The organism is Mesorhizobium sp. L-8-3, assembly GCF_016756615.1.
In the GTDB taxonomy this organism is placed as follows: domain Bacteria; phylum Pseudomonadota; class Alphaproteobacteria; order Rhizobiales; family Rhizobiaceae.
This window is the reverse complement of sequence record NZ_AP023262.1, coordinates 1,038,465-1,051,790: the sequence shown is the minus strand read 5'-3', so window position 1 is coordinate 1,051,790 and position 13,326 is coordinate 1,038,465. Positions and strand designations below refer to the sequence as shown.

Here is a 13,326-nt window from a genome sequence, read left to right as displayed (position 1 = left end):
TCAGTGTCCGAAATACTCAGTGTCCGAAATACATGGCCATGATCTCGGCGTGCTCGATGCTTTCGCCGGGGCGGATCTCCGTCGCCACGGTGCCGTGGTCGACGAGATAGAGCTGCTGGCAGAGCTCGAGCAGGAATTCGATGTCCTGCTCCACCACGATCAGCGGCACGCCGCTCTTCGAAATGTCGAGCACGGCCGCGCACAGCTCGTCCTTGACCTTGGGCGAAAGGCCGAGCGTCGGTTCGTCGAGGATCAAAAGGCGCGGATGACTCATCAGCGCCGTGCCGATCGACACCATCTGCCGTTCGCCGCCCGAAAGGGTGCGCACGCGCTGGCGCCAGCGCTCGCCGAGCTTCGGGAACAGCTTCACGACCTTCTCGCGGTTCGCCGCCTCATGCGGCCTGGCCCGGGGCGAAAAGGCGCCGAGCGCCATGCAGTCGGCGATCGTCAGGTCGGGGAACAGTCGGTTGCCCTGCGGCACATGGATGAGGCCCGTGGCCACGATCGCCCGGGCGCTGCGGCCGGTGATGTCTTCGCCGTCGAAGCGGATCGTCCCTTTCTTCGGCGCGACCAGGCCCGAAACGGCCCGCAGCAGCGTGGTCTTGCCGTGGCCGTTCGGCCCGAACAGGCCGACATTGCCGAAGCGTCCGGCATCCAGAGAGATGTCGTGCAGCACGGTGACGCGGCCATAGCCGGCGCTGACGCCCTCGACGGTGAGCAGGGCAGCATCGCTCATGCGGCGGGCCTCCGCTGGCCGAGATAGGCTTCTACGACGCGCTCGTCGGCGATGACGGTTTTGGGGTCGCCTGATGCCAGCACCTGGCCCTGGTTCAGCACCAGGAGATGCCTGGACAGGCTCATCAGGAACGTCAGCACATGCTCGATGAGCACGATGGTGATGCCGCGCTCGGCCGTGCGCCGGATAAGGCCGATCGAGCTTTCGATCTCCGGCTTGGTCAGGCTCGACGCCGGCTCGTCGAGCAGCAGCAGCTTCGGCTGCATGGCGATCGCCGTGGCGAGCATCAGGCATTTGCGGTCGAAGACGGACAGTTCGCCCGCCAGCCGCCCGAAGGAGGCCGAAGAGAGGCCGACGAATTCGAGCGCTTCTGCGGCACAGGCCCGCGCTTCGGCCGCCGGCCGTTCCGGCTTGCCGTAGCTCGAACCGATGAGCGCGTTCTCGAACACGGTCAGACCATCGAAGCTGGTCTCGCGCTGGAATGTGCGCGCCAAGCCGAGCCGCGCGATCGCGTTGCCCGATTTGCCCTGGATCTCGGTCCCGTCGAAACGTATCACGCCCCGGTCGGGCTTGAACGGAATGCCGGTGATCACGTTGAACAACGTGCTCTTGCCGCTGCCGTTCGGGCCGGCGATCCCGAAGACCTCGCCGGCCTCGACCTTGAAGGACACGTCGTCGACGGCTCTGAGCGATCCGAAGGACTTGGCGACGCCTTCGACCTCGAGCAGGGCCATGCCGCTATTTCGTCCAGGGCTGCGGCTTGAACTCGCCGGTCGCGTATTTCTCGGGCGAGATCAGCGTGCGCTGGCCGTCCCAGATCTGGAAGAAGGTGATCGGGATGTAGTCGTCGCCCTGCATGGCGAGGTGGGTGGCCGGGTCGAATTTCAGCCGGCCGGCGGCGACCTGCTTGTCGGTCTCGCCGAGCGCCTTCATCACGGCGGCGTGGTCCGCGGGATCGCCTGCCTTCTTCAGCGCGTCGAAATAGACGTTGACCATCTCGTAGAGGCCGACGCCGTAGGTGCCGCTCTCGACGCCGTACTTCTCCTTGAACTTGGTCGACACCTCTTCCGCGCGCGGGTTCTTCGGCGAGGTCAGCGGTCCGCCGAGCAGATTGTAGACGACGCCGTTCGACTTGGCGCCGGTCAGTTCGACGAATTCGGGCACGCTCGGCGCATATTGCAGGAACACCAGGCTCTTCGTCGGCTGCTCGAGGAACTGATTGAGGAACGAGGCCGAGTTGCCGGGCAGATAGTCGGTGTTGATCACCACGTCGGGGACGTCGGCGCGCACCTTCGCCAGGATGGCGCGCCAGTCCGTCACTTCGCCGAACGGCACGATCTCGTCGACGGTGATGGTCCAGCCATTCTCGCTGAAGGTCTTCTTCATGCCTTCGGAGATCGTCTTGGAATAGGCGTTGTCGGAGGAGATGACGGCGACCTTCTTGGACGCCAGCGCGATCTTGCCGTCCTTGGCCAGCTTCTCCGCGAAATAGGTGACGTCGGTGTTGTAGGCGTCGAAGGACGGGGTCAGAGACCAGCAGCAGCCATATTTCTCCGGATCCGGCGCAATGATGTCCCTGGTCTGCTGCGATGTGGCGGCGAGCATATAGGGCATTTCCGCTTCCGCCATGTTGTCGATCTCGAAATTGGTCAGGCTGGCATAGCCGGTCAGCATGAAATGGACGTCGGGGTCGCCGAGCAGGCGTTCGACGGCGCTGGTCACATTGGCCGCCGACTGGTCCTTCACGTCGCCGATCACCAGCTCGAAAGTGTGGCCGTCGATGCCGCCGGCGGCGTTGGCCTCGTCGATCGCCATCTGCGCGCCGCGCTGGAATTCCTGGCCGTCGGCAGCGGCCGGGCCGGTCAGCGGCGCCAGCAGGCCGATCTTGACGACGTCGGCGAAGGCGGCGGTGCCCATGCCGACGACGAGCGCCAGAGCCGACGCGGCGAGAGTGGCGCGACGCTTGAGCGTGCCGGAAATAGAAGTCGATTTCATGAGGTTCCCCTGTCTTGCCCCAGTTGACGTCAGCTTGTTGTGATGAGCGTTATTCGATTGACAATTTATGCATAGGACGATCAGCTTGAAAAGATATTTTCATGCCCTGCCCGTCGAAAAGCGTGTCTGCTCTTGCCCGGCACGGGAGCGTTGGATTAGGTCTTGCCTGTGAGGGAAGGGGAATTGGGAATGACGGTTTCGCAAAAGACGGTCGAGACGAGCCACGGGGAAATCGCGGTCCGCGAGAGCGGCGGCACAGGCACGCCGGTGCTGATGATCCACGGCAATTCGAGTTGCGGCCTGGTGTTCCGCAACCAGATGAACGGCGCGCTCGGCGGGCGCTACAGGATGATCGCGCCCGATCTCCCGGGCCACGGCGCGTCCTCCGACGCGGTCGATGCCGACCGCAGCTACTCGATGGAAGGTTATGCCGACGCCATGGTCGAGGTGCTGCGCCGGCTGGAGATCGACAAGGCGATCGTCTTCGGCTGGTCGCTGGGCGGCCATATCGGGCTGGAGATGATCGACCGCTTCCCCGGCATGCTGGGCCTGATGATCACCGGTACGCCGCCCGTTTCTCCTTCGCAGGTTGGCGAGGGCTTCAAGCCGAGCCCGCATATGGGGCTCGCCGGCAAGGAGGTCTTCTCCGAGGCCGACGCCGAAGCCTATGCCAGGAGCACCTGCGGCGAACCCTATGACGCCGAGCTCCACGCCATGGTGGCGCGCACCGACGGACGGGCGCGCCGGCTGATGTTCGAGAAGTTCGCCGCCGGCAGCGGCAAGGACCAGTCCGTCATCGTCGCCACAGCGACGGTGCCGCTTGCCGTCGTGAACGGCATCGAAGAGCCCTTCGTCGACCTCGGCTTCGTATCCCGCGTGCGCTACGCCAATCTGTGGGAGGGCAAGACCCACGGGATCGAGAAGTCGGGCCACGCGCCCTTCTGGGATGCGCCGCAGAAGTTCGATCCGATCTTCGCCCGTTTCCTGGAGAGCGTCGACCGAGCCTGACGGGCCTCGGTGTTTTCGACCGTCGCGAGAAGCCCCTCATCCGGCTGCCGCCACCTTCTCCCCTCATTGCGGGGAGAAGGTGGCGGCAGCCGGATGAGGGGCGTTTCGCGGCGTCGCCGAACCTCTTATCCGACTGAAACAGAACGGAATTCAACAATCCGTTCACGACAGGACGAGCGCTTACTATCTGTCCCGGAGTGCCAGACCAGAACGTGATCTTGCCGACCCGGCGACGACGTCGCCAGTTGTCTCAGCTCTTTCTCCTCGCGAGCAGCGTGGCGCGGATATCCGACTTCAGCACCTTGCCGACCTTCGAGCGCGGCAGGTCGTCCCAGACCTCGATCTGCTTGGGCGTCTTGACGCTGCCGATCTTCTGCTTGACGAAGGCCGCCACGGCGGCGGCATCGATCTCCTTGCCCGCCCGCGGCTGCAGCACGGCGACGACGCGCTCGCCCCATTTCTCGTCGGGCAGGCCGATCACGGCACAATCCTGAACCGCCTCATGCGCCTGAAGCGCCTGCTCGACCTCGACCGAATAGACGTTGAAGCCGCCGGTGATGATCATGTCCTTGGCGCGGTCGACGATGTAGAGATAGTTGTCCTCGTCGAGATAGCCGATGTCGCCGGTGTGGTGCCAGCCATGGGCCGAAGCCTCGGCCGTGGCTTCGGGGTTCTTGTAATAGCCTTCCATGACGAGCGAGCCGCGCAGCACGATCTCGCCGCGCTCGCCTGACGGCAGAAGGCGGCCCTCGGCGTCCATGATCGCGACCTGGACCAGTGGGCCGGGTCGGCCAGCAGAAGCCAGGCGCTTTTGCGCGACAGAGCCATCTGGCAGATAATGGTCCTCGGGCGCCATCATCGAGATCATCATCGGCGCTTCGGTCTGGCCGAAGAGTTGGGCCATGGGCCCGATCCGCTCGAGCGCCTCGGCCAGCCGGGCGGTCGAGATCGGCGCGGCCCCGTACCAGAAGCATTGCAGCGAGGAGAGATCCGTCGCGGCGAGCTTCGGATGATCGAGCAGCATGTAGATGACCGTCGGCGGCAGGAAGGTGTGGGTCACTCTGTGACGCTCGATGAGATCGAGGAACTCGCCGATGTCGGGCCTGGCCATGATGACGATCCGCCCGCCGAGCGCCATGATCGGGAAGCACAGCACCCCGGCCGCATGGGTAAGCGGCGCGAGCGCCAGATAGACCGGGCGGCCCTTGAACGGATAACCCATGAGGGTCAGCGCGGTCATCGCCTCGATGTTGCGGCCCGACAGCATCACGCCCTTGGGCTTTCCCGTGGTGCCGCCGGTGCCCGGGATCAGGGCCAGGTCGTCGGGCGGCGTGCGATCGAAGGGCGCGTCGTCGATGCCGGCGAGCCAGTCCTCGAAGGACGAGGCGAAGCCGAGCCCGGCATCGAGGCAGACGACCTTCTTCAGCTTGGGCAGGTCGGGCAGCATGGCCTCGACCATGGCGGCATAGTTGGAGTGGAAGATCAGCAGGCGGCAATCGAAGCCGTCCAGGATGAAGCGGTTCTCGGCGATCTCGTTGCGCGGGTTGATCGGACACCATACGGCGCCCGCGCGCGCGATGCCGAAGACGCAGGAGAATGCGATCGGGTCGTTGCTCGAAAGGATCGCCACCTTGTCGCCGGGTTCCACGCCGGAGCTGGCAAGGCCCCGCGCCACGCGGTAGCTGAGGCGCTGCACCTCGCCATAGGACAGGTCCTTCGCGCCCGCCGTCAGGCAGGGAGCATCGGCGCCGAGGGAAGCGCCCTTGTCGAGATAGTCGATCAGCCGCATCGCCGTCTCCTGCCGTTGTTCGACCGGCGCGAACGAACGCCCGCGCCGGAATGCCGTCAGCCGTGCACAGTCAGGATCGGGTTCATGACCAGGCCGAAGCTGCGCAATTGGCCGAGCAACTCGCGATGGCCGAAGGCCTGGCAGCCGGAGGCGAAACCGACGCGCTTGGGTGGCTGCTGCAGCAGCGAGAACGAGGCATAGGCCTGCAGCATGCCGGTCTGCTTGTAGTTGCAGTTGCCGTGGATGACGCAATGCGCGCGCCCGAGCGGCCCCGAAGCATGGACGGAATCGATCGAGGTGTTGATGCGCGGGTTCTCGCGCGGCGGCATTGCCGCCTGCACCGTCGCGGCGATGTCGGCCAGCGCCTTCTCCTGCTGGTCGAGCGGCAGCGGCCTGATCTGCTCCTTCACCATCTGCGTGGTCTGCACCACGCCCTCCATGACCGGGCGCGCGAGCACGCCGCCCATCACGCGGCAGTTGGAGACGCGCGGATCGTTCTTGAACCAGACCGGATGGGCGGTGCCGCCCCACGGCACGGCGATCGCTGTCTCATGCTGGCCCGGCACGGCCACGTCGGCGCGTGCCGTCACGTCCCATTCGACGAATTTGTTCTGCTCGAGATAGTACCATTTCGCCTTGAGGATGGTGAAGATGGTCTGGGTCGAGGCGTAGGTCGGAAAGCCCTTCCAGAACACCAATATGTCGAGCGTATCGAGCCCGGGCGTCTCCAGGCAGATATTGGCCGCGATCTCGCCGGTCGTGTACATCTGCGCGAGATTGGGCGAGAGCAGCAGGCCTTGTTTGGCGAAGGCCTCGCCCCATGTCTGCTGGGCGTGCAGCACCCAGTCCTGCTCGCCGGTCGTGTCTGTGTAGTGGCAGCCGGCGGCAAGGCAGGCTTCCACGACCTCGCTGCCATATTTGATGAACGGGCCGACCACATTGTTGACGACCTTGGCACCGCGGAACAGCTTGGTCAGCGCCTCCACCGTGTGCTCGACCTCGACCACCTCATAGTCGGCGGTCTCGATGCCGGGGATCTTGTCGACGACGGCCTGCACCTTGGCCTTGTCGCGCCCGGCGGCGATGAAGGGAACGTTGTATTCCCTCAGATATTCGCAGACCAGGCGCCCGGTGTAGCCGGAGACGCCGTAGACGACGACGGGTCTTTTCTCGGTCATTTGTTTTCCTCCAGAGATTGGGTGTTATGCCAGCGGTCGATTTCATCGACCGCTGGAGCGCGCGACTGCGCGCCGCGCCTGTTGGCGCGAAAGCCAAGCGGCCCGGATGGGTCGCGCCGGCGATTGAGGCCCATCGGTACCAGCCTTACATGCCCATGCCGCCGTCGACCGGCAGGCCGGCGCCGGTGATGAAGCGCGCTTCGTTGGAGCACAGGAAGACGGCGGCGTCGGCGATGTCGCCGACCTCGGCCAGGCGGGCGAGCGGTGTCTGTTCGACGACCGAACCGACGGCAGCGTTGACGTCAGGGGCGAGGCCGACGGCGACGATGTCGGAGGCGAGCTTCATGCCCATTTCTGTCGGCGCCAGACCCGGATAGAGGCAGTTGACGCGCACGCCGTAGCCGAGCTTGCCGGCTTCCATCGCCCCGACGCGCGTCATGCGGTCGACCGCCGACTTGGTGCCGGAATAGACCGAGATCGCCGGGAAGGCGATCGTCGCGGCGACCGAGGCGACGTTGACCACGGCGCCGCCGGCGCCCGCCGCGCCGCCCGGCCGCATGGCGCGGAAGGCGTGTTTCATGCCGAGCGCTACTCCCAGCACGTTGACGTCGAGCATGCGGCGGATGTCTTCGGCCTTGAGATCGACCACAAGCGAGGTGATCTCGATGCCGGCATTGTTGATCAATATGTCGAAGCCGCCGAGCGTTTCGACGGTGGCCGAGACGGCCTTCTCCCATTGCCCGTCGTCGGTGACGTCGAGCGCCACGAAGCCGGCCTTCACGCCCGATCTGGCGATGCCGGCCGCGGTCTCCTTGCCGAGGTCGGCAAGGATGTCGCCGATCATCACGGAAGCGCCGGCATCCGCCAGCGCCTGGGCGATCGCCGCGCCGATGCCGCGCGCGCCGCCGGTTACGAGGGCCTTGCGGCCGGTCAGTCTCTTTTCGCTCATCGTCTCGCTCCTCCTGAGTTCTCGATATCAGTGGCTCGCGCACGCGCCGTCGCTCCGCGGCGCCAGCCGCAGCCTCGCCGGCGGGCAACGCCCGCGGCACTATCTTCCTGAAAAGGCAATCCTCCCTTTGCGCGCCGCTCCTCACGCTCCGCGCAATCGGTTTTCTTGACAGATGGCCAAGAATGTCGTGACGATCGTCCAAAGACTGGACACTTGTCAAGCAAAACCTTGACGCTTGTCAAAATAGGCGCTTCATGGAAGAAAGGCCGACGGCTCGAGGGCGAGACCGAAGTCTCGGACGGGGATGCGGATGGATATGGAACGGCAGACGATCGGAACCGCGCCGCGCGCGACCAAGCCCACGGGCCGGGGCCGCCGGTTGCCCGTCGACAAGTTCAGCGCCCGGCGCCTCGAACTCGCCGAGGCCGCGCTGGAGACGCTCGCCGAGCTGGGTTACGCCAGGACCAGCCTGCGTGAGATCGCGCAGAAGTCGGAGTTCACCCACGGCGTCCTCCATTACTATTTCACCGACAAGGTCGATCTGATCTGCTGCTCGGTCCGGCACTACAAGGCGAAATGCGTCACCCGCTATGACCGGGTCACCGCCGAGGCGCAGAGCCGGGCCGAGCTCATCGAGGGCTTCCTGGAGAAGCTCGGCGAGACGATCCGCGAGGAGGCGCATATGCACCGCCTCTGGTACGACCTGCGCTCCCAGGCCATGTTCGAGGACGCCTTCCGTCAGGATGTGACCGAGATCGACAAGAGCCTGGAGGACATGGTGTGGCGCGTGGCGTCGCGTTTCGCCGAACTCGGCGGCCGCGAGCCGGCCGTCACCCCCGCCGCGCTCTACGCCGTGTTCGACGGGCTGTTCCAGAAATACCTTCTGAAGCACCTCTCCGGCGACTCCGAGGCGATCCCCGAACTGCTGTCGGAGGTCCGGCGGCTCCTGCCGCTGATCGCGTGAGTAAGGGGTTTTTGGCCGCAAACCGGCAGGCGTTGAAGCATACCCCTCATCCGACCGCGCGGAGCCTGTCCTCGGGCTTGCCGGAGGCAAGACCCGTGGGCGCGGCCACCTTCTCCCACAAGGGGCGAAGGCAGGTGCCTAGCCTCGCGCGCTGTGCAAATCACCAGCATCGACGACCGGCGTAAGCGTTGCCGCAGCGTTCCCTTCTCCCCATGTGGGAGGTGGCCTCGCCCGAAAGGGCGAGGTCGGATGAGCAACCATGATTCAGGCGCTGGCATTTTTCGGAACTTGGGCCCAGCGCCTGCCGAGAGTCCAATCTCCGCTTGATCTCCTGGCCGTGCTCTGGCGTTCTCGTCTTTCGAACGGGAAGCCCATCGGATGCGCCTGGCATCGACGCGTGACATTGCCGGAAGGACCCTCCTGCCGCGCCGCCGGCTCGTCGAGCTCGTCCTCGGCCGGCCAGAGCCGGTGGTCGTGCTGGAGGCGGCCGCGGGGTCGGGCAAGTCGACGATCCTCGCAGAGCTCGCCGGTCGACTTGGCACGACGGTGCATATGGGCGACTCCGCGCCGGCGAATGGCGATGGCATCATGCTCTGGGACATTCCGCCCGCTCTATCACCGCAAGCCCTGCCCGAGCGCTTCGTTGCCGGTCAGGGTCGCATCGTGGTCGCCAAACGGCCGGAAGCGCATCTCCCCGGCCTTCCCCGCGCTGTGACATACGGCCGGGCCTTCTGCCTCGGCACGCTGGACCTCCTGTTCGATACGGACGAACTGGCGGGTCTCGTCGGATCCGCCGCGGCTCAGCGCATGATGGCGGCGAGCGGCGGCTGGCCGCTGCTGGTCGGGCGCTTCGGCGGTCGCCTGCCCGATGGCGAGGTCCTGCGGGAATTCCTGGGGACGGAGATTCTCGAACCGCTGCCGTCAGCCACCCTTGTCGGGTTGAAGGACCTGCTCGCCGGCGGGACGGCGGCCCCGGGCGACGAGGAACGGCTGGCGCCCTTCTCCCGGCGTGGCCCTGAGGGCGGCCTGGTCTTCTCGGTGGAAGCGCTGCGCGAGCCTCTCGCCGCTGCGATTGACGCTGTGCTCATCGGGCGTTGCCGCGAACCGGAGGAAGCCAGGGCGGTCGCGGAAGCCTATGCCGCGCGCGGCCGCATGACCGAGGCGATCACCACCTTCCAGGAGGCCGGCTTCCTCGATCTTGCGCTTGCCACCTTCATCGAGGCGACCGATCGCTTCTTCATCTACTACTACGGCCCTGACGCCTTCGACCGCGTGCTCGCCGGCTTTCCCATCGAATACGCGATGGGGCACGACGTGCTGGTCATCAGCCTCGCACTGCAGGCCTGCAAGCGCGGCGATGTGGCGCTGGCACGGCGTCTGCTCTCCGAACGCTACGGCGAAGCGGCGAACGATCCGTCCAAGGCGCTGGTCCCGGGCTCGTCCTTTCCGAAGGAGTTCCGCGCCTTCCGCCTCGTGCTCTTGATCTACGAGGATGTCTTCTTCAGCGACGCCTTGCTGGAGCAGGTCTTTGCCCTGCTCGCCGAATTCCCTTCCGATGCCCATCTCGAGCGCGGCAGCTTCTACAACGCCATCCTCGAATTCTACATGCGCAGTCGCCGCTTCGCAGAGGCCGACGACGTGGCCTCGCGCGCCAGATACCACTACGAGCAGGCCCGCGCCCCGATCCTGTCCTTCTACATCGCGCTGCACCGGGCGATCATGCGTCTGATGATGGGCGATGCCCTGACCGCACGCAAACATGCCGTCGATGCCGCCGGCTGCCTCGCTGCCACCTCCTTCGACAGCCCGAACGATCAGCGGCTGCTCACGCTGCTCAAGGCCTGCATAGACTATGAGGGCGGCAAGCCGGAGCCGCTGGCGCGTTTCCTCAGCCTCGAGCTCGACGATTTTTCCCATGGCGAGATCTGGCCGAGCCTGATCGAATTTGCCTTGCACTACGGCAGCCAGGCGCTCGGCGAGCACTTCTCGACGATCGCGGCCCGCAGCTTTCTCGACCGCTGGCGCGTTTATCAGGTCAGCAATCGCCAGTTCCGCGAGATGATCGAGATCCGCGAGGCGGCGGTCCTCCAGAACGGCAACCGGTGGCAGGAGGCGGCCGAACGGCTCGGCGCCATCCAGTCGCGCATCTCCAAGGCCTGGGTGCTCGCCGCCTGCGACGAGCTGCCCCGGCTGACCGACCGCGACGAGATCGCGCTGGCCCTGATCTGGCTCCGACATCTCGTCAACGAGATGCCGACCAGGCCCAATCTCGACCGCCAGTTGCTCGCCATGCTCAACAGCCTGCATCTGACGGAGCGGCAGCGCATCGGTCTCGGCATCTGGCTGGCTTACGTCTGCAAGCGGCAGCGCAACCTCTCCGGTGCCCGCGCGCTGCTGCAGAAGGCCTTCGAGAATGCCTCGCGCCTCGGCGCCGTCGCGCCGCTCGCAGAGGAGCGCATGTTCCTCACGGAGCTCATCGACGACAAGCGCATCAGCGAATTCCTCGACACGTCGACGCCGGTGCGCCAGGTGGTGCGCCGTTTGCGCGGCGGCAGCCTGCCCGCCAATGCGCTCGGCGCCAAGATGGGCCTGTCGCGCAAGGAGACCAAGATCCTGCTGATGATCTGCGAGGGCGGGTCCAACAAATACATTGCCAACACGCTCGGGCTCAGCGAAGCGACGGTGAAGTTCCATCTCGGCAATGTCTACCGCAAGCTCGGCTGCGCCAAACGCAAGGAAGCGATCAGCGCCGCCAGGGCGCTCGGCCTCGTGACGTAGTCCGGGGCTTGGATGCGTATTGCGCCGGCTCGGCGGCCCTTCCGTCAAACCTAGACTATTTTCTGCAAAACCTATCCTTTTGCCGACTTGAGGCCGGTCCTCCGATTGCGCGAAGCTGTCGTCAGTCCGGCCGGATCGGGAGGTCTTGCCGGACCGACAGGATGCCCGCACGAAATTGCCGACGTACAGAAGCAAGACCGGCCGGCATCCTCGATGTCGAAGGTTGGGGCCTTTCCTCCCTGATGCGGGCGATGCCAAGTCCGCACACAGAAGAAACCGAGTGCAACAGGGGAACCGGACAATGATCAGACGAGGCTATTTGACTTCCACCGCCACGGCGGCCCTGATGCTGGGGGCCGCAGGCGTGATGCCGGCAGCGGCCGAAACCGTGGTGACGATGAACACCGTGCAGATCTTCGGTACCATCGATCCGGCCAAGATCTCCGACTACACCGACTATATGGCGGCGGTGAACCTCTATGACGGACTGGTCAGCGTAGACGAGAAGGGCAATCTGATCCCGGAACTCGCCGAGAGCTGGACGGTTTCCGACGACGCCAGGGAAGTGGCCTTCAAGCTGCGCGCAGACGCGAAGTTCGCCGACGGCTCGCCCGTCCAGGCGAGCGACGTGGTCTATACGGTGGAGCGCCTGCTGCGCATCAATCAGGGGCCGGCCAACCTGTTCGCGGACGTGTTGAAACCCGGCTCGGTGACGGCCGTGGATGTCGGCACGGTCAAGTTCACCCTTTCGAAAACCTTCTCGCCGTTCCTGACCACGGTACCCGCCATCCTCATCCTTAACGAGAAAGCTGTGAAGCCGCATGAAGGCTCCGACGACGGCCAGGCCTGGCTCGCGACCAATGTCGCCGGCGCCGGCGCCTATTCGTTGAAGAGCTGGGATCGCGGCGCGCAGATGACCATCGTGCGCAACAAGGACTACTACAAGGGCTTCGCGGAAGGCCCCATCGACGAGGTACGCTGGATCGTCACCAATGACGAGGCGACCGTGCGCTCGCTGGCGGCATCGGGCGAACTGACCATGACCAGCCAGTACCAGTCGCCGGAGACCTACAAGGCGCTGGTCGACATGGGCCGTTTCAACCTCGTCGCGGAGGACACCTCCACGGCCTTCTATCTGAAGCTCAACACCAAGGTCGCGCCGACAGACGACGTCCACATCCGCCGCGCCATCGCGCTCGCCACCGACTACGCGACCGTCCGCGAGGTGATCTTCCCGGGCGGCGTGCTGTCGACGCCGCTGCCGAAAGCCTTCGCCGACTTCCACGCCGACGACATCCCCGAGCCCACCTACGACCTCGAGGCCGCCAAGGCGGAGGTTGCCAAGTCGAAATATGCCGGCGCGCCGATCCCGATCACGCTGGGCTATGTCGCCGGCACCAAGTTCGAGGAGGAGATCAGCCTCCTGATGCAGGCCAATCTCGAGCAGATCGGCTTCCAGGTCACCCAGCAGTCCGATCCCTGGAACCGCATTACCGAGCTCGCCACCAAGGTGGAGACCACGCCGGCGGTCAGCCAGATCTTCTACGGCCCGACCTATCCGTCGCCGGATTCGATGTTCTTCTCGCAATACCATTCCAAGGCCGCCGGCACCTGGATGTCGATGGAATGGCTGCAGAACCCCGACATCGACAAGCTGATCGACGACGCCCGCGGAACAGGCGACGTCAAGAAGCAGGCCGAGATCTATCGCGACCTCCAGCACAAGCTGGTCGAGATCCAGCCCGACGTCTTCCTGCTCACCCAGACCGTGCAGCATGCGATGGACAAGTGCCTGACCGGCTTCAAGGCCGTGCCGATGCAGTCCTTCGACTACGACTTCACGCGCTACAGCTGGACCTGCAAGTAACTGATGAGCGGAACGGGCGCCGGACGGCCAGTACCGCTCATCCGACCGCGCTTGCGCGCGGC

The 13,326-nt window shown here is 65.4% G+C and carries 10 protein-coding genes; 4 read left to right on the top strand and 6 right to left on the bottom strand.

The features are described from left to right. Positions 1 to 16: 16 nt before the first annotated feature. The 3 genes from JN302_RS04805 to JN302_RS04795 are packed head-to-tail and all read right to left on the bottom strand — an operon-like array spanning position 17 to position 2,731. Positions 17 to 736: an ABC transporter ATP-binding protein gene (locus tag JN302_RS04805; protein ID WP_202332109.1), complete on the bottom strand. Its 720-nt coding sequence runs from the start codon at positions 734 to 736 to the stop codon at positions 17 to 19. Then, entirely contained in the window at positions 733 to 1,470 is a 738-nt protein-coding gene (locus JN302_RS04800; RefSeq protein ID WP_202332107.1) for an ABC transporter ATP-binding protein, read from the bottom strand. The genes JN302_RS04805 and JN302_RS04800 overlap by 4 nt, the downstream gene beginning before the upstream one ends. 4 nt (positions 1,471 to 1,474) lie before the next feature. Continuing rightward, positions 1,475 to 2,731 (bottom strand): ABC transporter substrate-binding protein, encoded by a 1,257-nt coding sequence (locus JN302_RS04795; protein WP_244846197.1) that lies wholly within the window; start codon positions 2,729 to 2,731, stop codon positions 1,475 to 1,477. A 189-nt stretch (positions 2,732 to 2,920) separates the two neighbouring features. Between JN302_RS04795 and JN302_RS04790 the strand changes: the two genes are divergently transcribed. Continuing rightward, entirely contained in the window at positions 2,921 to 3,739 is an 819-nt protein-coding gene (locus JN302_RS04790) for an alpha/beta fold hydrolase (RefSeq protein WP_202332104.1), read from the top strand. 250 nt (positions 3,740 to 3,989) lie between these two features. Here the strand turns inward: JN302_RS04790 and JN302_RS04785 are convergent, their stop codons facing one another. The 3 genes from JN302_RS04785 to JN302_RS04775 all read right to left on the bottom strand — a co-directional run bounded on the left by JN302_RS04785 (position 3,990) and on the right by JN302_RS04775 (position 7,655). After that, positions 3,990 to 5,528, bottom strand: a complete 1,539-nt coding sequence (locus JN302_RS04785) for an acyl-CoA synthetase (RefSeq protein WP_202332102.1) — start codon at positions 5,526 to 5,528, stop codon at positions 3,990 to 3,992. 56 nt (positions 5,529 to 5,584) lie between these two features. Then, the gene (locus JN302_RS04780; RefSeq protein WP_202332100.1) at positions 5,585 to 6,706 is read right to left on the bottom strand and encodes a DUF5938 domain-containing protein; all 1,122 of its coding nucleotides are present in this window, start codon (positions 6,704 to 6,706) and stop codon (positions 5,585 to 5,587) included. Between the two features lie 145 nt (positions 6,707 to 6,851). After that, positions 6,852 to 7,655: an SDR family NAD(P)-dependent oxidoreductase gene (locus tag JN302_RS04775; RefSeq protein ID WP_202310344.1), complete on the bottom strand. Its 804-nt coding sequence runs from the start codon at positions 7,653 to 7,655 to the stop codon at positions 6,852 to 6,854. Between the two features lie 316 nt (positions 7,656 to 7,971). On the opposite strand from JN302_RS04775, the gene JN302_RS04770 reads away from it, so the two are divergent. From JN302_RS04770 to JN302_RS04760, 3 genes are all read left to right on the top strand, one after another. After that, complete coding sequence (locus JN302_RS04770) at positions 7,972 to 8,619, top strand: TetR/AcrR family transcriptional regulator (protein ID WP_202332098.1); 648 nt, start codon at positions 7,972 to 7,974, stop codon at positions 8,617 to 8,619. A 378-nt stretch (positions 8,620 to 8,997) separates the two neighbouring features. Then, positions 8,998 to 11,397, top strand: coding sequence for a helix-turn-helix transcriptional regulator (locus tag JN302_RS04765; protein WP_202332096.1), 2,400 nt, complete (start codon positions 8,998 to 9,000; stop codon positions 11,395 to 11,397). Between the two features lie 301 nt (positions 11,398 to 11,698). After that, positions 11,699 to 13,264: an ABC transporter substrate-binding protein gene (locus tag JN302_RS04760; protein WP_202332094.1), complete on the top strand. Its 1,566-nt coding sequence runs from the start codon at positions 11,699 to 11,701 to the stop codon at positions 13,262 to 13,264. Positions 13,265 to 13,326: the final 62 nt, after the last annotated feature.